The organism is Edaphobacter sp. (assembly GCF_035763405.1).
Classification (GTDB): domain Bacteria; phylum Acidobacteriota; class Terriglobia; order Terriglobales; family Acidobacteriaceae; genus Edaphobacter.
The window spans coordinates 1-26,073 of the sequence record NZ_DASUBE010000049.1 but is presented as its reverse complement, the minus strand read 5'-3'; the positions used below and the strand labels follow the sequence as shown (position 1 = coordinate 26,073).

Genomic DNA, 26,073 nt, shown 5'->3' with positions numbered 1-26,073 from the left:
AAAACCGTACATTCTCCGACCTTTGTAGCCCGCGATTATAAATACTTTTTTATCGAGGCTTCAAACCGAGCTCACGGCGCAAACGCAACGTAGTGTTCTGTACCTTTCAAAGGAAGAGACATGACAACTTTGCGCCAAACAATCGCCCTCCTGACACTGTTCACCGCTGGACTCAGCCTTGCCGGGGGCCAGGTAACTCCATCGGTCAAACTCGTGAAGTCCATCCCTTTGGCGGGCTATACGGGCGACTTCGACCACTTTGCCGTAGACGCTGATCGCGGCCGGCTTCTGCTTGCCGCAGAAGACCACGCAACGGTTGAGGTGTTCGACCTGAGAACCCTTGCGCATCTCAGGACGATCGCAGGCTTCGGGGCGCCTCATTCCATCCTTGCGCGTCCGGGATCGAAAACCGTGATTATCACCGATAGCGGGTCGCAGATGTCCACGATACGCGACGCCAATACGCTGGCGATTGAGAAGAAGATTGTGCTGACGCCAGGGGCCGACTCAGCGATGTATGACAGAGCTGCGAACGTCTACTACATCGTTACGGGCGGCAAAGATGTCAACATGCAGACTGCGGAGCTTGATGCGATCAACCCGGACACTGGCGCGAAGCTGGGCTCAGTTGTCTTCCACGACAATCATGTTGAAGCGTTCGACATCGATCCGACCAGTAACAAGCTGTACATCAACCTTACTCAGACAAATAAGCTGGCCGTGGTCGATCGCAAGGCGATGAAGGTTCTGGCAGTTTGGCCTGTGCCGGAGGCACAGCAGAATGCGATGGTCGCACTCGACCCGCAGCAACACCGGTTGTATGTCGTCTGTCGTGCGCCGGGCAAGGTGGTTGTTCTGAGTTCCGACGATGGACATCTCATCGGCACTCAGCCTGCACCGCTCCGCGCCGACCAGGTGCAGTACGATGCTTCCGCGCATCTGCTCTACGTCCCAGGCGGCGAAGGGTGGATGGGTATCTACGATACATCCGACGCCAATCATCTGAAGCTGATTGAGAAGGTCCCGACGGCTCCTGGAGCAAAGACAGGACTGCTGCTGCCTCGTCAGCATCGCCTCTTCCTCGCCGCTTCTCCTGGAGAAACCAAGGCCGTTGCCAAGGTGCTGGTTTTTGATGTGAAGTAGCTCGGATATTGTATTGATTCGTTTTAGCTGACCCCATCCGCAGTCGACCGCGTTATCCTTGTTGAGATATTTGTCTCGATCGAAACAGATCGATGCATTCTGTCTACAAGGAGACGCTGTCTGATGATTAGCCGTTGTTTTGCGAGAGCTGTCCTGTTTGCTTTATCGCTTTCTTCAGTTCTCTACGCCGAAGTCAGACTCCCGCAGATACTCAGCGACCATGCCGTCTTCGAGCGCAACGCGCCGATTCACATCTGGGGTTGGGCTACACCGAATGCGCGCGTCACCATCCGCTTCGACAAGCAGACACGCACGGCCGTGGCCGATGAGGCGGGCGAGTGGAGCGCGTGGCTGATGCCTGAGACAGCAGGCGGCCCGTACACGCTCACGGTCGAAGGCGACGGCGCGACGCTCACGCGCAGCGACATCCTGGTAGGCGACGTGTGGCTCGCCTCCGGGCAGAGCAACATGCAGTTCCCGCTCAGAGGTTTCAGCAACGCTCCGCTTCGCAACGGAGCAGAGGAGATTGCCCACGCAAACCACGCGAAGATCCGCCTGCTGCGCGTGCCGGATACTGGCGCGGATTATCCGCAGGCCGATGTCAACGCGAGCTGGACGGCGTGTACTCCCGAGACTGCCGCGGATTTTTCAGCCGTAGCCTACTTCTTTGGCCGCGAGATCTCCGAGAAGGAAGACGTCCCCGTGGGCCTGATCGACTCTACGTGGGGTGGCACGCCTGCGGACTCATGGGTCTCGATGGACATGCTTGGCACGGACGCAAATCTTCTTCCCGCATTTCACGCGCGCGCCATCTTTGCCGATGAGGAGGTGCGCAGTCAGGAGCTGGATGTGCTGGACAAGGCGGCCAAAGCCGCCGGTAAGCCTGTCTCGATCAGAGACTGGCACCCGAACCAGATCTCATGGCGGCCGGCGGCGCTCTATAACGGCATGATTGCGCCGCTGACGCCGTACACGATCAAGGGCTTCCTCTGGTATCAGGGCGAGACGAACAGCGGCGTGGATCGCTACCTGAACTATTCCGTGCTGTTTCCTGCGCTCATCTCCGACTGGCGCGAGCACTTTGCTCAGGGCGACCTGCCGTTTCTCTACGCACAGATCTCGTCGTTCATCTCTCCGAAGGAGTATTGGGGCGTCGTCCGCGATGCGCAGCGCCGCGCACTCTCGCTGCGCAACACGGCCATGGCGGTCACGATTGACGTAGGCAATCCGAACAACGTTCATCCATCCGACAAGCAGACGGTCGGTGCGCGGATGGCGCTGGCGGCGCGTGCGATGGTTTACGGAGAGAAAGTTGCGTACCAGTCACCATCGTTCCGGCAGGTGACACGCGAACCCGGCGCGCTGCGTGTATGGTTCGATCACGCCCAGGGGCTGACCTCGCGTGGAACGTTGAATGACTTCGAGATTGCTGGCGCAGACCACAAGTTCGTTGCCGCGACCGCAAAAATTGATGGTGAAACCGTAGTCGTCTCAGCCTCGGGTGTTGAGCGACCGGTGTATGTTCGTTATGCGTGGGACAATGCGGCGAAGGGGTCGCTTTACAATGCGGCTGGCCTGCCTGCCGGCACGTTTACCTCGGAAGCCGCGCCCGCATTCTAAGCAATCTTGTGGAGAGGAAGTTGGAGCACCGAGTGGGAATCGAACCCACGAATACTGGTTTTGCAGACCAGCGCGTTAGCCACTTCGCCATCGGTGCCCGTCGTCGAAGGCCGCCCACCAGCGGTCATCAGTAGACTTGGCAGGCCTGTCCTTGCGCTACAAGGCGAAGAACAGGCCCGTTCATTTTGATTCTACCTACTTCGGTTGCGCAGCGGTGCGGATGTACGGCTTCACCGTCTTGAAGCCGGGGAAGAGCTTCGCCGCGTCCTCGTTTGAGACCGCGCCCGAGATGATGATGTCGTCGCCCACGTTCCAGTTCGCAGGGGTCGAGACCTTGTGCTTCGCGGTCAACTGGATCGAGTCCAGCGCGCGCAGAATCTCATTGAAGTTGCGGCCCGTGCTCATCGGGTAGATGAGTTGCAGCTTGATCTGCTTGTCCGGTCCGATGATGAACACGGTGCGGACAGCGGCGTTGTTGGCCGGAGTGCGGCCCTCGGACGTGTTGCCTGCATCGGCTGGCAGCATGTCGTACAGCTTGGCAACCTTCAGCTCCGGGTCGCCGATCATCGGGTAGCCCACCTTGTGGCCGGTGACGTCCTCGATGTCCTTGGCCCATTTCGAGTGGCTCTCAACTGGATCCACGCTCAGGCCCAGAATCTTGGTGCCGCGCTTCTTGAACTCAGGCTCCAGCCCGGCCATCGTGCCCAGCTCGGTCGTGCACACGGGAGTGAAGTCCTTCGGGTGCGAGAACAGGATCGCCCATCCATCTCCAATCCACTCATGAAAATGGATCGGTCCCTGGGTCGTATCTGCGGTGAAATCAGGTGCTACATCGTTTATGCGCAATGACATATCAGCTTCCTCTTTCTTCGGTCTTTGGTATCACTTCACACGACATAAAAAACCCACCCGGCATCTCTCTGGGTGGGTCCTGTACTGCTCGAATCGAAAACTGCCAGCTCGGATTCGCTCAGACGCGCGCCCACGTCCCGCTACAGCAACAGAAGCAGGTCGTGGTGTTCGTGTTGAGCGTCATCGTCATGGCTGAATCTTTGTACCGCAGCCAGCCTTTGGCTAGCATGGAAGCAGTTTGCCCCATTGCGGTGTACCTAAAACCATACGTCCCGGGAGCTTTCATGTCAAATACTGCCGAATCTGCTGCTTCCGCGCAGTTCTGTGCGCACCAGGCTTATGACTATGCACTGGTTGATGTTTTCGCGGAGCGGCCGCTCGAAGGCAATCAGCTTGCCGTCTTCAGCGATGCGCGCGGCCTCTCGACCGAAGAGATGCAGTCGCTCGCGCGCGAGATCAACCTCTCGGAGACTACGTTCATCCTGCCGCGCGATACCGCAACTGAGCGCGAACGCGGCGTTCAGGTTCGCATCTTCACCGTCGCCGAGGAACTGCGCTTCGCCGGACACCCGACACTTGGCACCGCATCATGGCTCTATTGGAACCACCCCACGCTACGAGGAGTAGAAGAAATTACGCTCGATCTTCCCGTCGGCCCCATTCCTGTTCGCTTCCTTCCTCCGCAACCAGAGGAGCCAGGCGTCTTCGCTACCATGAGGCAGAACGATGCGGTCTTCGGTAATGTGCATGACAACCGCGTCGCGCTCGCCGCTGCGCTCGGTCTCACCATCGACGACCTCGATCCTCATCTTCCGGCGCAAACCGTTTCGACGGGAATGCCGTTCTGCATTGTGCCGTTGAAGTCGCTTGATGTTGCGGCACGCCTCGCCATCCCGCAGCACGCTGCTCGCGCGTACATCGAACGGAGTGACGCAAAATTCTTTCACTGCATCACGCGGGCTGCACGCGACTCAGGCGCCGACTGGCACGCGAGAATGCAGTTTTACAACGGAGAAGATCCCGCCACCGGTTCCGCCTCCGGCTGCGCAATCTCCTGGCTGGTGCGTCATGGACTCGCTGCGAGCGGCCAGACAACCATCATCGAACAGGGAATTGAAATGCGCAGACCCAGCCGCATTCACGTAAGTGCGACACTCGAAGACGACCAGGTCACAAAAGTGTGCGTGGGAGGTCGCACCATTCCCGTTGCAAACGGACGATTTTTCCTGCAGTGATGCACGCGATTTCAACAGGCGCGGATTATGAATCTCCAATGAATTCGCGCCGTTCTCAATCAGCGGTGGATGAGCAAGCTCTAATTTGGTGCATCTTCGCCCTAAATTCGCCGTTGCCATTTGCGGCAACTCTTCATACTCTTGGCAAGCGTTGACGACGGCTCGGCAGTCTCGTTGCCCTGTCGCCGGAACGATGTGCTTTCGCCAGTATTACCTACAATTTGAGTAGAGAGACGTCCGGCTGCCCGCAGACGCCGCTCCAAGCGCAACCTTCGCTGCCCGCATACGCAGCCGGGCCGGTTTCTTTTTGTTCCGGAACCTGGCCACGCTGTATCGGCGGCAGGCGGGTTTCCCCTGCGCTACGGGGTCGCATGGCAACCTGCAACGGCAGAGGTCATCTCTCGTACCCCGCGGTCCGGCTGCCATGTGCGCCGTCACCGGTGGAGCTGTTCCCGCCTGGGAGCGGACAGGAGAGGCTTGTCTCTCACGTCTATGCCCTTTCGGAACAGACGACCCACCATGCGCCGGAGAACCCACTCGCCGGCCGAACCGCGGGATAGACGTGAACTGCGCCAGTCCGGCACCAACCGGTCCGGCCAATCCCGCCACGATCCGGCAAGCGTCGTGGAGAAGCGAGCAATCAATGAGGCCCAAGAAGACCATTCTCTGCGTAGACGCCAACGAGCAGGCACTCTCTGTCCGCACCTTTCTGCTTGAGACGCGAGGCTACCGCGTCATCGCAGCGACGGGCGCGCACGATGCTCTCGAAGTGGTTGAACGGTCCGTGCCCGGGTCAATCGACCTTCTTCTCGCGGACCTCATCATGCCCCAGATGGACGGTAACGAACTGGTGCGCCGCGCCAAACAACTCCACCCCGGCCTGCCGTCGATGATCGTCTCCGGCACAGTCAATGCTTACGACCGCGCGCTTCACGCCGACGTCTTTCTGCCCAAAGGCGCCTGTTCATCTGCCGAGATGATCGAGCGCATCCGCGTCCTGGTGGCGCGTAAGCGCGGCCCGAAGAAGGTTATTCCTTCGTCCCTGACACAGAAGCCTGAGGCCGCAGCCTATGCGCAGGCCGCTGCATCATAAAGCTGTCGCGATGTAGATGTTGTTCACTGCACAACTTCCAGCGGGCGATCTATTTTGGCATAGTCGTAGGCTTCTTCGGTCACAGTGGGGACTTCAACGAAATTCTCCGTAAGCGGAGGCGATTGTATCTGCCACTCGAGCCCAGTCGCGCGCCACGGATTCGCACCCGCGACCTTACCGTATTTCAGTGACCAGATGAGATAGATCGCAGGAAGAATATAGCCAAGTGCGAGTACGGATGCGCCCGCCGTGGAGAGGACGTTCAGCACCTGAAACTCCGGCGGATAGGTGTGATAGCGTCGCGGCATCCCCAGGTAGCCAAGAATAAATTGCGGGAAGAAGGTCAGGTTGAAGCCAATGAACAAAATGGCGGCAGCCAGCTTCCCCATCGGCTCCGGATACATTCTGCCTGTCATCTTGGGCCACCAGAAGTGCAGACCCGCCATGTAGGCGCTCACCATGCCGCCAACCATCACGTAATGGAAGTGGGCCACGATGAAGTACGTCTCCGTTAGGTGAATGTCCATGCCCAGCGTGGCGAGCATCACCCCGGTCAGGCCGCCCAGCGTGAAGAGTCCGATAAATCCCAACGCGTACAACATGGGCGTGGCAAACGTGATCGAGCCTTTGTGCATGGTCGCGGACCAGTTGAAGACTTTGATTGCAGAAGGTATCGCGACCAACATGCTGAACAGCGAAAACACCAGCGCCGAATAGTTCGAGATACCCATGATGAACATGTGATGGGCCCAGACGAAGAAGCTGAACAGCGCAATCGCGACTGACGAAAACGCGACCGCGGTATAGCCGAACACGCGCTTTCTGCAAAAGCACGCGACCACTTCCGACAGCACACCCATTCCCGGCAGAATCATTACGTAGACCGCCGGGTGAGAATAAAACCAGAACAGGTGTTGAAACAGAAGCGGGTCGCCTCCCAGTTTTGGATCGAAGACGCCGATGCCGATCGTGCGCTCAAGGACGACCAGCACAAGCGTGATTGCAATCACGGGAGTGGCAAGCACAAAGATGATCGAGGTGGCGTAGTACGACCAGATGAACAGTGGCAGGCGGAACCATGTCAGGCCGGGCGCACGCATCCGGTGAATGGTGACGATGAAGTTGACCCCGGTCAGAATGGATGAGAAGCCCGCGATAAATATCCCCATCGCGGCGCCGACCACGTGGGTGCTCAGATAATGCGTGCTCAGCGGAGTGGTGAACGTCCATCCTGTGTCCACGCCCCCCACGATCATGACATACAACTCGAAACAGCCGCCGAGCATGAACAGATACCAGCTGAAGAGATTGAGACGGGGAAACGCTACATCTTTTGCGCCAACCATCAGCGGTATTAGAAAGTTTCCCAGCACCGCCGGCGCAACTGGCACCAGGAAAAAGAACACCATGATGATGCCATGGGTCGAAAACAGCTTGTTGTATGTGTCGGCCGCGACCAGTTCGCCGCCGGGAGTCAGCAACTCCAGGCGTATCAGCGCTGCAGCCGTGCCGCCGATGCAGAAAAAGAACGTTGTCGCCAGCATGTAAAGGATGGCGATTCGTTTATGGTCGAGCGTCAACAGCCATGACTTCAGGCCATAGCTCTCGCTCAGGTAGTTTCTTGCTGGAATCGACTGTTCTAAGGCTGGCGCAGTAGCCATCACACCCCCGGTTGGGTGATGTCCTAATGTTGAGCTTCTTATCGTGACGAGCTATTCGCTGAGATGTAAATGTTGAATTTAGCGTCTCTGGCTTTCGGATGCAGCCTACGCTTTGGTGGTTGCACATGCTATGACCTGAGTCATAACGCGGAGCTATGCTTCGACCAGCCCATACTTCCGCTGCCACTGTATCTTCAGCCGCTCCCACACAGCCGCGCGTTCTACTTTCGAGATCGTCAGGTCGGTCTGCGAGACAAACTGCGCGGCCTCATGCTTGGCCAACTCCAGCATGGCGCGGTCGCGCAGCAGGTTGGCTACGCGAAACTCCGGCATCCCAGCCTGGCGCGTTCCGAAGAACTCTCCCGGCCCGCGCAGTTGCAAATCAAGTTCGGCCAGGTCGAACCCGTTTTGGGTCGTTACCATCGCATTCAGACGTGCCTCGGCCTGTTCACTCACGCGGCCACCGGTCATCAGGATGCAGTAGCTCTTCGCCGCACCGCGCCCCACACGCCCGCGAAGCTGATGCATCTGCGCCAGCCCGAACCGCTCTGCGTGTTCAATCACCATGATGGACGCATTCGGCACATCCACGCCGACCTCAACGACCGTCGTAGCGACCAGCACATCAATCTCTCCGCGCTGAAACCGCCGCATCACCACTTCCTTGTCATCCGCGCTGAGACGACCGTGCAGCAACCCCAGCCGCAGTCCCGCCAGCGCGCCCGTGCGCAACTGCTCATACATGTCCGTGGCAGCACGCAGAGCGGGTTTTGGCGCGAACAAAGCCGGCGTCTTCACGGCCTTTGTCTTTGCGTTTCTTTTTGTATTTCCATTCCGCGGCGGAGCGTAGGAATCTGCTTTTTCCGCCGATGCGCTCTCTTCATCCTTTGGAAAGTCCAGCTCTGGCTGGTCGTCTCGCGCGCCTTCAATCACGGGATAGACGATGTACGCCTGCCGCCCTTCGGCAACTTGCTTGCGCACAAAGCTCCAGACATCCTCCGCGCGCTCTTCGGGGGTGCGCCGCGTCACGACAGGGGTCCTTCCTGGCGGCAGTTCGTCGATCACGCTTGCGTCGAGATCGCCGTAAAGCGTCAGTGCGAGCGTTCGCGGAATCGGCGTGGCCGTCATCACCAGCACATCCGGATCGAGTGCCGTGTCCTTCTTCATCAGCCTGAACCGCTGCTCGACGCCGAAGCGATGCTGCTCATCTACAATCACCAGCCCCAGGTTGGCGAAGTCCACTTTGTCTTCAATCAGCGCGTGCGTGCCAATCGCCAGGTCCGTCTCTCCGCGAAAGACCCTACCCCGCGCCTCGCGTTTTGCCGCGTCGTCCAGCGACCCAGTCAGCAGCGTGACGCGATACGGCCTGCCCGTGCGTGGTGAGACCGCCTCGCCCAACAGCTTGCGCGCCGAAAGATAATGCTGCGTCGCCAGAATCTCGGTCGGGGCCATCATCGCCGCCTGATAGCCGTTCTCAATCGCCACCAGCGCCGCCTGCATAGCGACGATGGTCTTTCCCGAGCCGACATCGCCCTGTAGCAGACGCCGCATCGGGCGAGGCTTGCGCATATCGTCCACAATCTCGCCCAGCACGCGCTTCTGCGCTGCCGTGGGATGAAACGGCAGCACCTGCTTGAGCGCCTCGCGGACTCCGGGACCAGTTGCGAATGCCGTACCCTCCCGCTCGCGCATCCGACGCCGCTTCAGCTCCAGTCCAAGCTCCAGATAGAACAGTTCCTCGAAGATAAGCCTGCGATGCCCCGGCGTCGTCACCGACATCAGTTCCACCATCGGCGTTCCGGCTTCGGGAAAATGCACGGCTCGCAGCGCAGCCAGTCGTCCGGGCAATCCCAGCCGTTCCAGCATCCCCGCAGGCAACGTCTCTAACGTCGCATCCTCTTCATTTCCATTCAGCGTTCTATTTGTATTTCCACTCCGCAGCGGAGCGGAGGAATCTGCTTTTCTCTCCGAAGTTTCCAGATCCTCGAAGATCGACCAGATCACACGACGCAGCCACTTCGAGCTGAGCTTTGCGCCGCGCGTCGTCGTGCCGCCCAGCGACTCATACACCGGCACAATCCGCCCCACTTCAAGCGAAGCGAACTCCGCCTCCGGCCCGCCATGTTCGGGCAGAATCTCCCATTGCGGCTGAATCATCTTCAGCTTGCCCGCGCTCGAGCGCGAGGCGTCGAGCCTTCCGTAAAGCGCCACCATCTGGCCCACGCGAAATGTGTCTCGCAGATAGCTCCCGTGAAACCACATGCACTTTACCGAGCTGAGCCCCTGCCCCACGGTCATCTCGAACAGCGGCATCCGCTTCGTGTAGAGCAACGCAGACCCGCGCACCTCGCCGATGACCGAAGCCACCGTCCCCGCCTGCAACTGGCCAATCGGGATAGGATTCAGACGGTCTTCATAGCGAAAAGGAAGATGGTACAGCAAGTCTTCGACGGTCTCGACGCCGCGTTTGGCCAGCTCCGCCGCCACGCGCTCCCCAATGCGCTTCACCAGCCTGATCGGTGTAGAAAGTTCAAGCACAACCCGATGCTATCAAGCTCCGCGTCGGACAACTATTTCGCGGCCGGTTGCGAGGCGAGCCATTTGTTGAAGGAGACCGTGAAGGAAAAGAGCTGCTTTTTGCCGTCGAGGGTGTGGACTTCCTTGACATAGAGTGAGGCGTTTTTGAGCGGCGGGTCATCGAGGCCGCGCACGTCATAGAAGAGATAGCCGCCGAGGGTCGAGTGCGCGTTGACCACCGTGCCCTGAAAGCCGAAGTCGTCCTCATCCTGAGTGATTTTTTTATCGACCGGCGCATGGTGGATCGTGATGGGCGTCATTGGAATGTGGGTACCGGCAACGCTCTTAAGCGTGAACAGGCGGCGGTTGATGTCCTCTTCTGTGGCGGCGGGGATGACCTGGTTCGAGGCCGAAATGAGCTGGATGCGTGCGTCGTTGAGCGAAAGTGCCGTGTCGCCGTCGTTGGTAAAGACAACTCGGATGGGGATAAACCCATGCTGGATATAGGGCAGACGGAAGAAGTCGCAGTCCTTGGGGTCGTTGCAAGGGTCGGCGGCCACAGTGACTTTCTCGTTGGGGTGCGTGTCGAATGCAGCGTACTGAGCGGCAGGCTTGGCGGGCGGGGCCTTCTTTTCGCGGGCCTGCAACGGCGTTGCGGCGAGCGCGAGGACGGCGGCGAGGAGCAGAATCGTGCGGATCGTGTAGGACTTCATGGCCAGGTTGATTATCATCTTGGCTGACGCATGAGGCAAAGCGAGGTTAGCCGAGGGTGATGATGCTGGCGTATAGCGTGCTGCTGGCGGCGGTGCTGGTGGTGGGCGCTCCGTACTGGCTGGTGCGCATGGCGACGAGCGGGCGGTATCGCGCCGGGCTGCTGGGACGGTTGGGGTTTGTGCCCCGCGCCGTGCGGGAGGCTGTGGCCGGCCGGCAGGTCGTCTGGATCCACGCGGTGTCAGTAGGCGAGGTCATGGCCGCGACCTCGCTGGTGCGCGAGCTGCGGGCGGCGCTGCCTGGGTGGGTGGTGGCCGTCTCGACGACAACGGCAACGGGGCAAAAACTCGCACGGGAAAGATTTCGAGATGCTCCGGTGTTTTATCTGCCGCTGGATTTTAAGTTTGCCGTCAGGCGGTATCTGGCGGCGCTGCGGCCGCGAATGGTCGTCCTGATGGAGAGCGAGCTTTGGCCGCGCCTGATCCAGCAGTGCGAGCAGGACGGGATTGCGCTGGCGGTGGTGAACGCGCGCGTCTCGGACCGGTCGCTCCCCAGGTATTTGTGGCTGCGAAAGCTGTGGCGGCCGCTGTTGGATCGGGTGTCGCTCTACCTGGCGCAGAGCGCGGAGAACGCCGAGCGGCTCGAGCGCATTGGCGCTCTGGCAGATCGGGTGCGGGTGGCAGGCAATCTGAAGTACGACATCCGCGTCAGCGGCGAAAGCGATCTGACGGCGATGCTGCGCAAGCGGCTTCCTGAAGGTTCGCCGGTGCTCGTCTGCGGAAGCACGCTGGAAGGCGAAGAGCGGATGTTGCTGGAGGCATGGCCTCACATGCTCGCGGCAGAGCCAAACTCCGTGATGGTCTTGGCTCCGCGACATCCGGATCGCTTTGCGGCGGTCTGGGCGCAGGTCGCGGAGAGCGGATTTTCCTGCGTCCGGGCAAGTGAATTTCTCGCAGATCCAACCGATATGCACGGAGGGAGTATCTTTCTTCTCGACACGATTGGCGATCTGGCCTCGATGTACTCACTCGGCACTGCGGCATTTGTGGGCGGAAGCCTGGTGGCCAAGGGTGGGCACAACCCGCTGGAGCCGGCGCGATTTGGCGTTCCAGTCGTTATGGGGCCTTCGTTTGAGAACTTCCGCGAGATCGTAGCCGAGATGCGGGTCGAGGACGCAATACGAGTGGTCTCGCCCGCAACTCTGGGCGACACGCTGGTTGCGCTGCTCAATGACAACAGCGAAGCGCAGGCGATGGGCGAGCGCGGACGCCGGGTGTTTGAGGCCGAGTCCGGCGCAACGGCGCGCACCATGGAGGCATTGATGACGTTGTTGAACGAGAGGGCGGTGAACGCGCAATGAAGATTCGCAGACCGCTGCTCCTGCCGTTTGCGCCCGTCTACCGGGCTGCGCTGGCGCTGAAGACGCAGATGTTCCGCTGGGGCTGGCTCAACCGCGAGCGGTTGGAGAGCCCCGTCATCAGCGTGGGAAGCGTTTCGGCTGGCGGCGCAGGCAAGACCCCCGTGGTGCTGATGCTGGCGACGATGTTGCGTCACCGTGGCTATGCGGTGCGAATCCTGACACGCGGATATGGCCGCAGCGCGACCACGGTCGAGCGTGTCGAGCCGTTTGACGACCCCGGCTGGCACGGCGATGAGCCGGTGCTCCTCGCACAGCGATCGGGTGTACCCGTGTTTGTCGGCGCCGAGCGGTACAAGGCGGGATTGCTGGCCGAGCAGAGCGAGCCTTCGGAGAAGACGATGGTGCATCTGCTCGACGACGGCTTTCAGCACCGGCAACTGGCGCGGGACGTCGATATTGTCCTGTTGACGAAGGAGGATGTGGAGGACAGACTGCTGCCTGCCGGAAACCTGCGCGAGCCGCTCACTACCGTCGCCAAAGCAGACGTGCTCATTCTGCGCGAAGAAGAGGTGGATGCGCTGCACGGGTTTGTGGAGGACATGACACGTGGTGGAAGCGGGCCCGCGGTGTGGGTCATCCGCCGAACGCTGAGTCTGGGTGAAGGTGGTGAAGTCGCACTGCCGACCATGCCGCTGGCATTTTGCGGCATCGCCCGGCCGGAGAGCTTCGAGAAGATGCTCAAGGGGCAAGGATACGAGCCAACCGCGATGGTCGTATTCCCCGACCACCATCCATACAGCGAACGCGATGTGCAGGCTCTGCTCGATCGGGCGCGAGCGTGTGGAGCAAATGGATTCGTGACCACGGAGAAAGACGCGGTGAAGCTGGCCCCGCCGATGCGCGAACGGCTGGAGGCCATCGGGCCAATCGTCGTAGCGCGGCTGAACGTCGAGTTGCTGGAAGAGAAAGACGCGCTGGTGCAACTGGTGACGATGGTGGGCGGACTCGATCGGCGTCGGCGCTGATGCGCATGAGAAAATGGCAGATTGACGACACTATCCCAACTTGCTGACGCTGGACCGCCGCCTCGTGTGCTGATCGTGCGCATGGGCGCGATGGGCGACGTGCTCCATGCCATGCCTGCCGTGACGGCGCTGCGCGAGTTGCGGCCCGATGCGTCGATCGGCTGGGTCATCGAGCCGCGCTGGCTGCCGCTCTTGCGAACAAGCGACGCGGACACGCGCGGCGATGCAATGCCTCTGGTGGATACGACGTATCTGGCGGCCTCGCGTGAATGGAAGCGGCATCCTCTCTCTCCCGAGACGTTGGCGAGCATCGCCGTGCTCAAGCGCGTGCTGTGCGCGGAACACTTCGACCTCTGTGTAGACATGCAGGGCCTGATTCGTACAGCCGTCGTTGGGAAGATGGCAGGCGCTCAAAAGTTTGTCGGTCGCGCGATGCCGCGCGAGGCCCCGGCGCGCTGGCTGTATGGCGAGCGCGTACAGACAACGGCCCCGCATGTGATCGAGCAGGGATGCGAATTACTCGGTGCGGCCGCAGGCGCGGCGTTGAAACCCGCATCGATCCGCCTGCCGGTCGATGAAGCAGCCGAGGCCTCGCTGACAAAAAAACTTGGGGGCGATGTGCCGTTCGTTTTTCTTGCTCCCACGGCCGGGTGGGGCGCGAAGGAGTGGCCTGCCAGCCGGTATGGTGCCGTGGCGTCAGAGCTGGCGCGTGCAGGATTTCGTGTGCTGGTCAACGCATCTTCGCATGAAGACGCAACAGCTCAGGCTGTCGTTCAGGCAAGCGGCGGCGCGGCTTCTGCGATACCGTGCACAATGCCGGAGCTGATTGCACTCGCCCGGCGTACCGCGCTGGTCATTGCGGGCGACACCGGCCCACTGCATCTTGCGGCGGCGTTTGGCAGACCGGTCGTCGGACTCTACGGGCCTACCGATCCGGCGCGCACCGGGCCGTATGCAACGCAGTCGCGCGTGCTGCGGCACGCCTCAAGCGAGACCAACCACTCACGCCACTCTTCCACTGAAGCCGGGTTGATGCAGATTACGGTGGACGAGGTGGTCGAGGCAGCATTCGAGCTTTTGCGGGGCGGAGAGGATAGAGTAGTCGAGTGAGCGAACGGACAAAATGGCAGAAGATCGCCCGGCGCATCCGCGTGCCGTTGGGATTCGTATTTGCTGTTGTGTTTCTGTGGCTGGCGCGGCCCACGTGGCAGACGATGCTCGTGAGCCTCGTGCTCGTAGCGCCGGGCGTCTGGCTGCGCGGCTACGCGGCGGGCTATGTGCGCAAAAACGCCGAGCTGACCCGCACCGGTCCCTACGCCCATACGCGCAACCCGCTCTATCTGGGGTCGATGATGATCGCTTTCGGGTTTGCACTCGCAGCGTGGAGCTGGATCATTCTCCTCGCGCTGGCGATTCTGTTTGCGGCAATCTATCTGCCGACCATCCGTTCGGAAGAGGCCTTTTTGCGCGAACACTTTGCAGGATTCGACGAGTATGCGAGCAAGGTACCGCGTCTTCTGCCCCGGTTGACGGCCGCGAAGACCACCGACGAAGCGGGAAGCTTTTCGCGGAAGCTTTATCTGCATCACCGCGAGTACAATGCCTGTATGGGAGCCATCGCCATCTATGCGGCGCTGGCGGCGCGGCTGCTGTTTTTGAAATGGTAGCGACCCACAACTCCAAACCTGCGAGCGGCCCTCTGTCCACGCATAAACCGATTCTGTTCTCCATCGTGATTGTCCTGCTGACGGCACTGCCGGGCGGGAGACACATCTCCGCGCAGCAACAGATGCAGCCGCAGGTGCAGCGGCCCAGCCAGATTCCCGTCTTGCAACCTCCTCCCCAGGGCTTTACCTATCCCGAACGGCAGACGCTGATCTACAGCGTGGACTGGCGCGTATTCACGGCGGGTACGGCGGTCTTTCACCTGGAGCGGCAGGGCGACGTGCAGAAGATTACCGCCTCGGGCGACTCCGTTGGCGCCGTGACCATGCTCTTTCCCGTCGTCGATAGCTTCCAGGCCGGGTTCAACACAAAGACCGGCTGCTCGACCGGCTTCAGTAAACAGTTGCTCGAAGGTCGCCGCCGCGTTTCAAGCGATCTCACCTTCGACTACGCTGCGGGCAAGCAGCATCAAGTGGAACGCAACCTGGTCAAAGGCACGCAGAAGGAGCAGACGGCCTCGATTCCTGCCTGCGTTACCGATTCGCTCTCTGCCATCTTCTACGCAGCCTCACAGCCGATGATCGTCGGGCAGAGCTTCAAGTTCCCGCTGGCCGACTCCATGCGCACCGTCACCGTCACGATGAAGGTCGAAGCCAGGGAAGAGATCAAGACGCCAGCCGGCACATTCCAGACCATCCGCGTGCAGCCTACCGCCGATGAGGGCGTCGTCAAAAACCGAGGCAATATCTGGATCTGGTATACCGACGACGCACGCCACATGCCGGTGCAGATGCGGGCTCGGCTGTTTTGGGGAACCATTACAGCCCACCTGCAATCGTATGATGCGAAGTGAACGGGGGCCCTATGACAGCATTGCCGAAAGATCCTGAAGAGTTTGTGACCGTGAAGGAATTCATTGAGCCGATCGAAGCGCAGATGGCCAAGAGCGTGCTCGAATCCGCTGGCGTGGAGTGTTTTCTTCTGAGCGAGAACACAAACAGCCTGCTCAGCGCCGCTTTCTACGCACAGTTGCAGGTGCATAAGAAAGACGAGGCCGATGCCCTCGCAATTCTCGATGCGCCTGACGAAGATGTCGTTGACCCGCAGGTAGACAACGATGAGTAATCCTCGAAAGTCGCGTGCGGTCGTGTGCCTGTCGGGCGGCATGGACTCCTGCGTATGCGCGGCCCTGGCAGCACGAGACCACGAAGTCTACGCGGTCCACTTCGGCTACGGCCAGCGAACCGAAGCCCGAGAGCTGCACTCGGCTGAGGCCGTCGCCCATCTGGTTGGCGTCAGGGAATTCATGCACCTGAAGATGGACCTGTTCCGCAGAATCGGCGGCTCGGCCCTGACCGACCCTGGGATTGCCGTACCTCAGGCCCCCGTCGAGGAAGCGGCGATTGGCGCAGAAATCCCGGTGACGTATGTGCCCTTCCGCAACGCGCACTTTCTTTCGGCAGGGGTAAGCTGGGCCGAAGTCCTGGGGGCAAAAAAAGTCTTCATCGGCGCGGTCGAGCAGGATAGCTCCGGATACCCCGACTGCCGCCCAGCCTACTACGACGCCTTCAACCGCCTCATCGAGACAGGCACAAAAGACGGAGACATCCGCGTCGTAACTCCCCTGATTGCTATGCGTAAAAGCGAAATCGTGCGGCTGGGAGTTGAACTAGGCGCGCCATTCCATGTAAGTTGGTCTTGCTATTCCGGCGAGGACGAGGCCTGCGGCCTATGCGAGAGCTGTGTATTGCGCCTGAGGGCGTTCCGCGAGGCGGGTTCATCGGACCCGATTCCGTATGCGGCCCGGTAACGCCGCTGGTTGCATCAAAGTTTTTGTTTTTGTGAACGGCAGTTTTGAAGGTTTTAGACACGAGCCCCGCTGGATGGGGCAGGAGAAGAGAGCATGAAACGGACTGAATGGAAGGTAGGCGGCACACTGGTTGCATGTCTGCTGACAATCTTTGCGCTGGCGCTGCCGGCAAACGTGAAGGCGCAGTCGGGAACGGCGAGCATACACGGCCACGTGAACAACCCCGCGGGCCAGGCCCTCAACTCTGGCGACGTCAAGCTGACCACGGACCGAACATCCCAGACCAACGATCGCAAGTATGCCTACACCTTCGCAATCGATGCAAACGGCGACTACAAGGGCTCGGGCATTGCTCCGGGAAACTATGTCGTGGTGGTCTTTCAGGGCGCCAAGAGCATCGACTTCAACGACAATGTGAACCTCGCAGCGAATGACGACAAGGTCGTGAACTTCGATATGTCGCGTGCTGAGTACGTCGCCAAAATGACTCCCGAGGAGCGGAAGCAGCTTGAGGAGTACAAGAAGAAGAATGCTGAAGTGATGGCCGCCAACTCGCAGATCAAGAACCTGAACGCAGAACTGATTCAGGCGCGTGCCGACACGAAGGCCGGTAACTTCGACGAAGCCATCAAACTGATGCAGAACGCTACGACCGCCAAGCCCGACGAGCCAATCCTGTGGATTGCTCTCGGAGATGCACAGCTCGGCAGCGCGGATGCCGCGGCCAAAGCAGCGCGAGCGGCCGGCACTCCGTCTACTGATCCATCCATCCAGCAGAAGTACGGTGACGCGGCGGCCTCCTACAAGAAAGGCATCGACCTGAACGCAGCCTCGAAGAAGCCCAGCGTGGAGACGGCTGCGGTGGCCTACAACCAGCTTGGCCAGGCCTACGGCAAGCAGGGCGACGCCAAGAATGCGTCCGACGCCTACGAATCCGCCGCAAAGGCGCAGCCGGCCAGCGCGGGCATGTACTACTACAACGAAGCCGCCACGTTCTACAACGCCGGCAAACTGGATGAGGCTGCGGCAGCCGCAGACAAGGCGATTGCGGTCGATCCGAATCGGGCGGATACCTACTTCATCAAGGGACAGGCGCTGATTCCAAAGGCGACCGTGGACCCGAAGACGCAGAAGATTGTGCCGCCGCCGGGATGTGTCGAGGCGTATCAGAAGTATCTGGCACTTGCGCCGGACGGCCCCCACGCAGCGGATGTGAAGGGCATTCTGCAAGGCATCGGCCAGACCATCGAGTCCAGCTATAAGGCAGGCAGAAAGAAGAAGTAGGCACATACGCAGGAAGGCTCCGGGCTGAATGCCCGGGGCCTTTTTTGCTTGAGGGGAAGCATGAGCGAATACGTTGCCAGCTTCGACGAGGCGCAGGAGATGGTGCAGCGCGAAGCGTCGCACGCTGGATGCATGAAAGCCGAATCGAGGTCCCTGCTCGATTGCGCGGGCCGCGTGCTGGCAGAAGACCTCGTGGCCGACCGCGATCAGCCTCCATTTCCGCGCTCGGCCCGGGACGGCTTTGCCGTTCGCTTCGCCGAGGCCGCCGCCGGGGCAAACCTCACCGTCGTGGGGCTGATTCGAGCTGGTGAGGTGTGGAGCGGCGCACCTTTGGCAAGCGGCACAGCGATTGAGATCATGACCGGTGCACCCGTGCCTGAGGGAGCCGACGCCGTCGTGATGGTGGAGCACATCGAGCACCCGACCCCGAACCAAATCTGTCTGATAGCTGGACGCTCGGTGCGGGAGGGAGAGAACATCGTGCCGCGCGGGTGCGAGGCATGCGCTGGCGAGGCGGTACTCGGCGCAGGCACTGTGCTCGGTGCTGCCGAGATCGCTCTGGCGGCTGCCTGCGGACGCACGACACTCACAGTGTTCCGCAAACCAAAAGTGGCGATCGTTGCCACAGGTGACGAACTCGTGGAACTGGACGCCGTACCCGAGCCCCACCAGATTCGCAACTCGAACAGCTACGCGCTGGCTGCGCTGGTGGCCGAATCAGGAGGCGAAGCAGTCCGGCTGCCCATCGCCCCAGACCGGCGAGAGGCGGTTGAGGAAGCAATTCGCCAGGCAGGAGAATGCGACCTCCTGCTGCTTTCGGGCGGCGTCTCGATGGGCAAGTACGACCTGGTCGAGGAGGTGCTGCTCGCGCTCGGCGCGGAGTTCTTCTTCACCGGCGTGAAGATGCAGCCGGGCAAGCCTGTAGTCTTTGGCCGTTTTGCCAAAAGCGAAGCGGCAACGGCACAGTACTTCTTCGGGCTGCCTGGAAATCCGGTCTCGACGCAGGTGACGTTCCACTGCTTTGTAGCGCCCCTGCTCCGGGCGATGCAAGGCGCAACGGTGTACGGGCCGCAATTCGCGCAGGCGACGCTTGGCGAAGACATCGCAGGAAAACCGGGCCTGATGCGGGTGTTGCCTGCCTGGCTCAGGGCGAGCCGCGCGAAGCCCGAGGTGAAGCTGGTCCCATGGCAGGGCTCGGGTGATCTGGTGTCGAACGCCCATGCGAACTGCTACGCCGTACTGCCGCCGGACCGCGAACGGTTTGCCGCAGGAGATGTGATTACGGTGCTCTTGCGATAGGCTCTTTGCATGGAGAAGCTCTCTCACTACGATGAAGCCGGCGAAGCCCACATGGTGGACGTAAGCAGCAAAACCGCGACGCGGCGCGAGGCAGTAGCCCGCGCATTTGTTGAGCTGTCAGAAGCCGTTCTCGCCGCCCTGCCTCGCAACCCAAAGGGCAACCCGCTTGAGGTCGCTCGGTTTGCGGGTATTCAGGCCGCGAAGAAGACGGCCGACCTGATTCCGATGTGCCATCCGCTGGCCCTGAGCTTCGTGGATGTCACAGCGCGAGTGGTTGCCGATGGCGTGGAAATCGAGTCGACCGCAGCCACCGTGGCCGGGACCGGCGTCGAGATGGAGGCAATGGTAGCCGCATCCGTCGCCGCGCTCACGGTCTACGACATGACCAAGGCGCTCGACAAGGGAATCCGCATCCGCGAGGTCGCGCTGGTGCGCAAGAGCGGTGGCAAAAGCGGCGACTACTCGCGCAAATAAATCTGTTCAAAAAATCGACCCTGAGATACCCTCATCGCACCCCGTTATGCGAGTTCTCTCAGCCGCCGAAGCCATCACGCCAGCCATCGACCGCGCCAAGGCGCTGCTCCAGCCATTTGTTTTAGGGCGATGGCTCAAACTCGGCCTCGTCGCCCTGATTGCCGAGATGAGTGGGCAGTTCGCCTTCCCGCCTGTCGGAGGGAGCCAACCGCGGCATCACTTCGATATGCCCTTATCCGGCGCGGTGGGGGAGGCGGCCATACTCGGAATCGCGCTGATTGTCGTCCTCGGCCTTATCGTGTCGCTGGTGCTGTTCTACCTGGGGTCGCGGATGCAACTGGTCCTGATGGACCTCGTCGCCACGCGCACCACGCTGGTCGCGCCTGCATGGCATCGCACAGCATCAAGAACCTGGCGCTGGATTGGCCTCAAGGTCGTATTTTTTATCGCAGCTTGCGCGGTGATAGGTGCTCTCGGTGCCGTATCGATCATTTTCTTCATTCGCTTGATGCCCGCTGGCAATCACCAACCGCCTTCGGCTGCTTTCTTCGGCAGCTTCGCCCTCTTCTTCGTGGCAATCTTGCTGGCTGTGTTCCTTGTAGTGACTGTATTCTGGTTCCTACGCGACTTTGTGCTCCCCTTCATCCTCTTCGGGGATGCGCGCCCGGGCGACGCTCTGCGCAACGCAATCGACATTGCCCGCCGCGAACCCGGCGGCGTGTTCTTCTACTTCTTCATGAAATTCGTTCTCATGCTCGTCGCCGGAATCGCCGGTGAACTATGCTTCGTACTTGCAGTGCTTGCCTTTGGCATTCCAACCGGAGCCATCGGAACGGCGATGTGGTTCCTGCTGCGCCACTCCGGCTTTGTGGTCAGGACTCTTATGTACGGAGGCTTCGCCCTGCTTGGCGTCATCTTTCTGACTGGGATGGTCTGTTCCATCCTGTGTATCTCGGCAGTCGTACTCATCTTCTACCAGAGCTACGCGCTCTACTTCCTCGGAGGCCGCTACCCGCAGCTTGGCAACCTGCTCGAACCGCCGCCTCCGCCGATGATGGCTCCGGAGCCTTTGCTGAATCCATCGTGATGCACGGACTTCACTCCGCCTTCTTCTTTTTCCGCGCCTTCACCTTGAACCATATCGGCGAGCCGATGAATCCGAAGCTCTCCCGAATCTGATTTGCCAGAAAACGCTCAAACGCAAAGTGCAGCTTCACGTCCTTGTCGGTGAAGAGCACAAACGTGGGCGGAGCGACCGCAGCCTGCGTCATGTAGTAAATCCTGACGCGTCTATTCATCGGCACGCTGGCGCGCTGAAAGTCCACGCGCTCCAGAAAACGGTTCATCTGGCCGGTCGTGACGCGCTTGCGGCGCTCGCGTGCCACTAACTCCACCTTCTTGAAGACCTGATCAATGTTCTTGCCATCGGCGGCGGAAATGAACAGCAGCGGCGCATAGTCCAGATACTTCAGTGCGTCGCGCACCTGCTGTTCGTAGACCTTCTGGTTCGCCGGAGGCTTACCGTCGAAGAGGCGCATCCCGTCCGCGCCGGTCTTCGTCATCAGGTCCCATTTGTTCACGACGATAATGACGCTGCGCCCGCTCTCATGCGCATAACCGCCAATGTTGGCGTCCAACGCAGCCACGCCTTCGGTCGCGTCGATGACCAGAAGCGACACATCCGCTGCTTCCAGATGTTTGCGCGCCATGATGACCGAGAGCTTCTCCGCCATCAGCTTCGTCTTGCCTTTGCGCCGAATGCCAGCGGTATCGACAAACCGGAACGTATGACCACCACGCTCGACCACCTCATCCACAGCATCGCGCGTCGTTCCGGCAATCGGCGACACGATAGCGCGGCTCGTTCCGGTCAACGCGTTCAGCAGCGTGCTCTTGCCAACATTCGGACGCCCGATGATGGCAATCTTTGTCTCGCGGCTCTCGTATTCGCCATGCGAACGCAGCCGACGGACGCGCTTCGCGGCAGGATCGACCGAAAAGTCGGGGCCATCCTCATCTTCAGCGGCCTCATCATTGCCTGTCAGCATCGTCTCCGGCTCTTCGAGGTCCACTTCGGGCAATACGGCAAACACAGCGTCGAGTAAATCGCCGATGCCAGATCCGTGTTCCGCCGAAATAGGCAGCACGTTGCGAAAACCCAGACGGCGGAAGTTCTCCGCACCGGCCAGCATCGCATCGGTGTCCATCTTGTTGACCGCCAGAAACACCGGCTTGCCGCCCCGCAGCAGCAGACGCGCCAGCTCCATGTCGGGCGAAGCCAACTCCGTCCTGCCATCCACGACCATCACAATCGCGTCGGCCTCGTCGAGCGCCACCTGCGCCTGGCGGAAGATCTCCGCCGGAATCAGCGCCTCGTCATCTGGAATAACGCCGCCCGTATCGACGATGCGCGCGTCGCGATTCATCCATTCAATCTCGCCATAAATGCGGTCACGCGTAATTCCCGGCTCGTCGCCCACGATGGAGCGCCGCGACCCGGTCAGCCGATTGAACAGCGTGGACTTGCCCACGTTGGGCCGCCCACAGACTGCAATCAGCGGCAGTTCACGCGCATCTGCACGCTCAGTCGCGGTCGCCATCTGCGAAGCCAGCAACTCCACCTCGCGCCAGTCCCGCTCTTCGGAGGCAGTAGAAGAGTTGGCCGCAAAGCCGTCAGGAGTTGTCATCCGCCCGCGCTGCGGGAAGCCCCGTTTTTCTCCAGCCTGCCCACGGTCTCCACCAAGCGTCACCCGCCGCTCTTTATCAGGAGACTTCTTGCCCGCCCGTGCGGCCTTCTCCGCCGCCGCACGTTTGGTCGAAAGCACCTTCCGTTTGCGGGGATCGACTGCCCCTGTCGTAGGAGCGATCTTCGGCGCGCGCCCCTTCTTAGGCCGCGTACTCGCCTGCCTGTGCTTCTTGCCTAGCCTTTTTTTGCCGTCTCGTTGGGCCACGGAACGTCCAGCTTTCTGCCGCGCACCATTCGGTGGCCTGGCGAACTACGCTAAATCTTCGCTACCGTGTCTATTATAGAAACAGCGCGGCTCTCTTCATTGCCAGAAGTTGCACAAACTTACCTTGTCTACCGATGTGTCCATCTCGATTGTGCCCGTCCCGCAGGAGAAGCTGCCGAATCTTCACGATTTCTTCTCCCCCGGCGGCATCCTCTCACAGTCGGCGTTGGCGTTTGAACATCGCAAAGGGCAGTACGAGATGGCCCGGGCCATCGAGAAGGCATTCAAGGAGAAGCGCCACCTGATCGTCGAAGCGGGCACCGGCACCGGCAAAACACTTGCCTACCTGCTCCCCGCGCTACGCCTCGCCCGCGAAAAGCAGCAGCGCGTCATCATCTCCACCGGCACAAAGAACCTTCAGGAGCAGCTCTACTTCAAGGACGTGCCGTTTCTGGAATCACTGCTCGGCCCACTGAAGGTCTGCTACATGAAAGGCCGCGCCAACTATCTCTGTCGCCACAAACTCTACGCGCTGCGCGACAATCCTTTGCTGAACGGTCTCGAAGAGATCGACCAGTTCCACCACATTGCGCAATGGGAGAAGACGACCGAAACCGGCGACCGTGCCGAGATCGACGCCCTACCCGAGTCGTCCGCCTTGTGGCAGAAGCTGGATGCGCGCACCGAGGCGTGCCTGGGTCAAACCTGCCCTGACTGGGAGCAGTGCTTTGTCACCGCCATGCGGCGCAAGGCGCTCGAGTCCGACATCATCATCGTCAACCACCACCTCTTCTTTGCCGACCTCGCGATCAAGCAGGAGGCTGCAGGCGCGCCCGACGCAGGCATCCTGCCCGAGGCCGCTGCGGTCGTCTTCGACGAGGCGCACGAACTGGAAGAAGTCGCCTCGAACTACTTCGGACTGGGCCTCGGAACGCAGCGATTCGACGAGCTGGTACGCGACGTGGAGTTGATGCTGAAGGCCAAGCACGTCAGCACAATGGCCATCGAAAGCGCCTGCGCCACGCTCAAGGAGCGTGCGCGCATGTTCTTCGGCGTGCTTCCGATGGAGACCGCAGGCCCAGGCAGAATGCCGTTCACCAACCGCGAGGCGTTTCTCGAAGAGAGCGGCGACTACTACACCAGCGTCCTCAATGCGCTCACACGTCTCGAAGGCGAACTGGAGCACCTGAAGAACGTCGAAGAGGCTCCTGGCCTGCGCCGACGTGCTGCCGAGATCCGCGCACATCTCGCATTTCTCCTCGAATCGCCCGACCGCAACACTGTCTTCTGGATCGAACGCCGCGCCGCCGGAGGAGTCCGCAGTCTGGCGCGCGGCCACGCTCATCCGGCCTTCCACACGCACCTGCAAGCCACACCCATCGATGTTTCGGAGCTCCTGACGACGACGCTCTTCGACTCCTACAGTTCAGTCATCCTCACCTCTGCAACGCTCACAGTCTCCGGCGGCTTCGAGCACATCCGCAGCCGCCTCGGCCTGGCCAGCGCACGCGAGCTGGTCGTGCCCAGCCACTTCAACTACGGCAGCCAGGCCCTGCTCTACCTGCCGCCAAACATCCCCGATCCACGCGAGCCAGACTTCTTCGAGCAGGCCGTCGAACGCATCCGCCGCGTGCTCGAAATCACCAAAGGCCGTGCCTTCTGCCTCTTCACCAGCTATGCGCAGATGCGCAGCGTCCACGACCGCTTGCTCGCCGAACTGCCTTATCCATTGCTGCTGCACGGCACCGCACCGCGCCACGTTCTGCTCCAGCAGTTTCGGGAGACCCCCAACGCCGTCCTCTTCGGCACATCGAGCTTCTGGCAGGGCGTCGATGTGCAGGGCGAGCAGCTCAGTTGCGTCATCATCGACCGCCTGCCCTTCGCCGTCCCCACCGACCCAGTCGTCGAGGCGCGCATGAAGGCCATCGAAGAAATGGGTGGCAAGCCCTTCTTCGACTACCAGGTGCCCAACGCGGTCATCACACTCAAACAAGGCTTCGGCCGCCTCATTCGTTCACTCACGGACCGCGGTGTGCTCATGCTGCTCGACTCGCGTATCCAGCGCCAGCGATACGGACGCATCTTTCTGGAGAGCCTGCCGCCCTACAGGCTCACGCAGGAGATCGCCGACGTGGAGCAGTTCTTCAGCACATCTGAGAAAATCTAGTTATCGCATGGGACGCAATCTTTACATTCTCGCCGGTACGCTGCTGCTCTGTGCAATGATTGCCTTCGGTGCTTCCTACACCAACATTGCGCAGCAGCCGGGCAGCCCGGGGGACGTTTCGCTATGGCGCACCATGGGACTGGGGCTGTTCGTCGTCAGTATGGTCGTGGCGCTTGCGGCCATCCTGACCTCGCTATTCGAGCAGGCCGAGCGCCGCGCTGACGAAGAGCGCCGCAAACGCCGCAAGCGATAGATTTGTTGGAAAACAGTACAATAGAAGAGGAAAAGTGAAGCCGTGCCTGCCGGTTCCCCATCTAAATCTGAGACAAGCGCGCAGTGCCGCACTGAAAGTGAAGGTGTCCCTTACCCATGTTTGAAGTCACTGTAGAAGCCGGGTTCTCCTCCGGCCACTACCTCCGCAACTATCGAGGCAAGTGCGAGAACCCGCACGGCCACAACTACAAGGTCTTCGTGACCCTGGTCGGAGAAGAACTGGACGAGACCGGCCTGCTCCTCGACTTCAAGCTGCTCAAGCAGGTCATGCGCCCGACAGTCGAATACCTCGACCACTTCATGATTAACGACCTTGCGCCCTTCGACAAAGAACTCAATCCGAGTGCCGAAAATCTCGCCCGCTACTTTTATCAGCAGACCAGCGCGCAGGTGCGTGAGATGACCGCCGGGCGCGTCCGCGTGAAAGACTGCACACTCTACGAAACCGACACCAGCTTCGCGCGCTACTACGAATAGCCCTCATGCACCTCATCGAACTCTACAAATCCGTACAGGGAGAATCCTCCTTCGCCGGGCTGCCGTGCATCTTCGTGCGCCTAACGGGGTGCAACCTCCGCTGCGCCTGGTGTGACTCCGAGTACACCTTCACCGGCGGCAAGGCGTTTACGCTCGACGAGATCGAAGCGCAGATCAAGGCGCTCGCACCCTGCACTCTCATCGAGTTCACGGGCGGCGAGCCGATGCTGCAGGCAAAGGAACTACTCCCGTTGATGGAGCGACTGCTCGCCCAGAGCTACACCCTGATGATCGAAACCTCAGGCGAGCGCCTGCTGGCCGAGGTTCCCAAGGCAGTCCATAAAATCGTGGACGTGAAGTGTCCGGGCGCAGGAGCTGCGGCAAACACCTTCCGCCTCGAAAATCTCGACACCCTCACGCGCAACGACGAGGTGAAGTTCGTCCTCTCCGACCGCA

The 26,073-nt window shown here is 60.7% G+C and carries 24 protein-coding genes and 1 tRNA gene; 19 read left to right on the top strand and 6 right to left on the bottom strand.

What is annotated here, in order from left to right; translation table 11 throughout:
* Positions 1-120 precede the first annotated feature (120 nt).
* Together VFU66_RS04765 and VFU66_RS04760 are read left to right on the top strand one after the other, a co-directional pair.
* Positions 121-1,143 (top strand): YncE family protein, encoded by a 1,023-nt coding sequence (locus VFU66_RS04765; RefSeq protein ID WP_326445095.1) that lies wholly within the window; start codon positions 121-123, stop codon positions 1,141-1,143.
* Positions 1,144-1,266: 123 nt separating this feature from the next.
* Positions 1,267-2,763 carry a sialate O-acetylesterase gene (locus VFU66_RS04760; RefSeq protein WP_326445094.1) on the top strand — a complete coding sequence of 499 codons (1,497 nt, stop codon included), beginning with the start codon at positions 1,267-1,269 and terminating at the stop codon, positions 2,761-2,763.
* A gap of 21 nt (positions 2,764-2,784) precedes the next feature.
* Here VFU66_RS04760 and VFU66_RS04755 read toward each other — a convergent pair.
* A tRNA-Cys gene (locus VFU66_RS04755) sits at positions 2,785-2,860 on the bottom strand.
* A 98-nt stretch (positions 2,861-2,958) separates the two neighbouring features.
* Positions 2,959-3,615 (bottom strand): peroxiredoxin, encoded by a 657-nt coding sequence (locus VFU66_RS04750; protein WP_326445093.1) that lies wholly within the window; start codon positions 3,613-3,615, stop codon positions 2,959-2,961.
* 284 nt (positions 3,616-3,899) lie between these two features.
* Here VFU66_RS04750 and VFU66_RS04745 point away from each other — a divergent pair, with 284 nt between their 5' ends.
* The gene (locus VFU66_RS04745) at positions 3,900-4,850 is read left to right on the top strand and encodes a PhzF family protein (RefSeq protein ID WP_326445092.1); all 951 of its coding nucleotides are present in this window, start codon (positions 3,900-3,902) and stop codon (positions 4,848-4,850) included.
* A gap of 643 nt (positions 4,851-5,493) precedes the next feature.
* On the top strand, positions 5,494-5,943 hold the full coding sequence (locus VFU66_RS04740; protein ID WP_326445091.1) for a response regulator: 450 nt from the start codon (positions 5,494-5,496) through the stop codon (positions 5,941-5,943).
* A 23-nt stretch (positions 5,944-5,966) separates the two neighbouring features.
* Here the strand turns inward: VFU66_RS04740 and VFU66_RS04735 are convergent, their stop codons facing one another.
* The 3 genes from VFU66_RS04735 to VFU66_RS04725 all read right to left on the bottom strand — a co-directional run bounded on the left by VFU66_RS04735 (position 5,967) and on the right by VFU66_RS04725 (position 10,852).
* Positions 5,967-7,604: a cytochrome c oxidase subunit I gene (locus tag VFU66_RS04735; protein WP_326445090.1), complete on the bottom strand. Its 1,638-nt coding sequence runs from the start codon at positions 7,602-7,604 to the stop codon at positions 5,967-5,969.
* Positions 7,605-7,757: 153 nt separating this feature from the next.
* Positions 7,758-10,142 carry an ATP-dependent DNA helicase RecG gene (gene recG / locus VFU66_RS04730; protein ID WP_326445089.1) on the bottom strand — a complete coding sequence of 795 codons (2,385 nt, stop codon included), beginning with the start codon at positions 10,140-10,142 and terminating at the stop codon, positions 7,758-7,760.
* A 32-nt stretch (positions 10,143-10,174) separates the two neighbouring features.
* Entirely contained in the window at positions 10,175-10,852 is a 678-nt protein-coding gene (locus VFU66_RS04725; RefSeq protein ID WP_326445088.1) for a hypothetical protein, read from the bottom strand.
* Positions 10,853-10,893: 41 nt separating this feature from the next.
* On the opposite strand from VFU66_RS04725, the gene VFU66_RS04720 reads away from it, so the two are divergent.
* The 11 genes from VFU66_RS04720 to VFU66_RS04670 all read left to right on the top strand — a co-directional run bounded on the left by VFU66_RS04720 (position 10,894) and on the right by VFU66_RS04670 (position 20,836).
* The gene (locus tag VFU66_RS04720; RefSeq protein ID WP_326445087.1) at positions 10,894-12,192 is read left to right on the top strand and encodes a 3-deoxy-D-manno-octulosonic acid transferase; all 1,299 of its coding nucleotides are present in this window, start codon (positions 10,894-10,896) and stop codon (positions 12,190-12,192) included.
* On the top strand, positions 12,189-13,217 hold the full coding sequence (gene lpxK, locus VFU66_RS04715; protein WP_326445086.1) for a tetraacyldisaccharide 4'-kinase: 1,029 nt from the start codon (positions 12,189-12,191) through the stop codon (positions 13,215-13,217). The genes VFU66_RS04720 and lpxK overlap by 4 nt, the downstream gene beginning before the upstream one ends.
* A 21-nt stretch (positions 13,218-13,238) precedes the next feature.
* On the top strand, positions 13,239-14,327 hold the full coding sequence (gene waaC, locus VFU66_RS04710) for a lipopolysaccharide heptosyltransferase I (RefSeq protein WP_326445085.1): 1,089 nt from the start codon (positions 13,239-13,241) through the stop codon (positions 14,325-14,327).
* A complete protein-coding gene (locus tag VFU66_RS04705; RefSeq protein WP_326445084.1) occupies positions 14,324-14,884 on the top strand; it encodes a methyltransferase family protein in 561 nt (186 codons plus the stop codon). The genes waaC and VFU66_RS04705 overlap by 4 nt, the downstream gene beginning before the upstream one ends.
* 122 nt (positions 14,885-15,006) lie before the next feature.
* A complete protein-coding gene (locus VFU66_RS04700) occupies positions 15,007-15,735 on the top strand; it encodes a DUF3108 domain-containing protein (protein ID WP_326445118.1) in 729 nt (242 codons plus the stop codon).
* Between the two features lie 11 nt (positions 15,736-15,746).
* Positions 15,747-16,007, top strand: coding sequence for a putative signal transducing protein (locus tag VFU66_RS04695; RefSeq protein ID WP_326445083.1), 261 nt, complete (start codon positions 15,747-15,749; stop codon positions 16,005-16,007).
* Positions 16,000-16,692 (top strand): 7-cyano-7-deazaguanine synthase QueC, encoded by a 693-nt coding sequence (queC, locus tag VFU66_RS04690; RefSeq protein WP_326445082.1) that lies wholly within the window; start codon positions 16,000-16,002, stop codon positions 16,690-16,692. The genes VFU66_RS04695 and queC overlap by 8 nt, the downstream gene beginning before the upstream one ends.
* 93 nt (positions 16,693-16,785) lie before the next feature.
* Positions 16,786-17,976 carry a tetratricopeptide repeat protein gene (locus tag VFU66_RS04685; protein ID WP_326445081.1) on the top strand — a complete coding sequence of 397 codons (1,191 nt, stop codon included), beginning with the start codon at positions 16,786-16,788 and terminating at the stop codon, positions 17,974-17,976.
* 60 nt (positions 17,977-18,036) lie between these two features.
* Positions 18,037-19,275, top strand: a complete 1,239-nt coding sequence (locus VFU66_RS04680) for a molybdopterin molybdotransferase MoeA (RefSeq protein ID WP_326445080.1) — start codon at positions 18,037-18,039, stop codon at positions 19,273-19,275.
* A gap of 9 nt (positions 19,276-19,284) precedes the next feature.
* Positions 19,285-19,749 (top strand): cyclic pyranopterin monophosphate synthase MoaC, encoded by a 465-nt coding sequence (gene moaC / locus VFU66_RS04675; RefSeq protein WP_326445079.1) that lies wholly within the window; start codon positions 19,285-19,287, stop codon positions 19,747-19,749.
* A gap of 46 nt (positions 19,750-19,795) precedes the next feature.
* Positions 19,796-20,836 carry a DUF7544 domain-containing protein gene (locus tag VFU66_RS04670; protein WP_326445078.1) on the top strand — a complete coding sequence of 347 codons (1,041 nt, stop codon included), beginning with the start codon at positions 19,796-19,798 and terminating at the stop codon, positions 20,834-20,836.
* Positions 20,837-20,846: 10 nt separating this feature from the next.
* Here VFU66_RS04670 and der read toward each other — a convergent pair whose 3' ends face one another.
* Complete coding sequence (gene der, locus VFU66_RS04665) at positions 20,847-22,700, bottom strand: ribosome biogenesis GTPase Der (protein ID WP_326445077.1); 1,854 nt, start codon at positions 22,698-22,700, stop codon at positions 20,847-20,849.
* Between the two features lie 124 nt (positions 22,701-22,824).
* Here der and yoaA point away from each other — a divergent pair, with 124 nt between their 5' ends.
* The 4 genes from yoaA to VFU66_RS04645 form a co-directional block, all read left to right on the top strand.
* Positions 22,825-24,867 (top strand): DNA repair helicase YoaA, encoded by a 2,043-nt coding sequence (gene yoaA, locus VFU66_RS04660; RefSeq protein WP_326445076.1) that lies wholly within the window; start codon positions 22,825-22,827, stop codon positions 24,865-24,867.
* A 7-nt stretch (positions 24,868-24,874) separates the two neighbouring features.
* The gene (locus VFU66_RS04655; protein WP_326445075.1) at positions 24,875-25,120 is read left to right on the top strand and encodes a hypothetical protein; all 246 of its coding nucleotides are present in this window, start codon (positions 24,875-24,877) and stop codon (positions 25,118-25,120) included.
* Positions 25,121-25,236: 116 nt separating this feature from the next.
* A complete protein-coding gene (gene queD / locus VFU66_RS04650) occupies positions 25,237-25,617 on the top strand; it encodes a 6-carboxytetrahydropterin synthase QueD (protein ID WP_326445074.1) in 381 nt (126 codons plus the stop codon).
* A gap of 5 nt (positions 25,618-25,622) precedes the next feature.
* Positions 25,623-26,073, top strand: a 451-nt coding sequence (locus VFU66_RS04645) for a 7-carboxy-7-deazaguanine synthase QueE (protein ID WP_326445073.1), incomplete at its 3' end; no start/stop codon positions are given.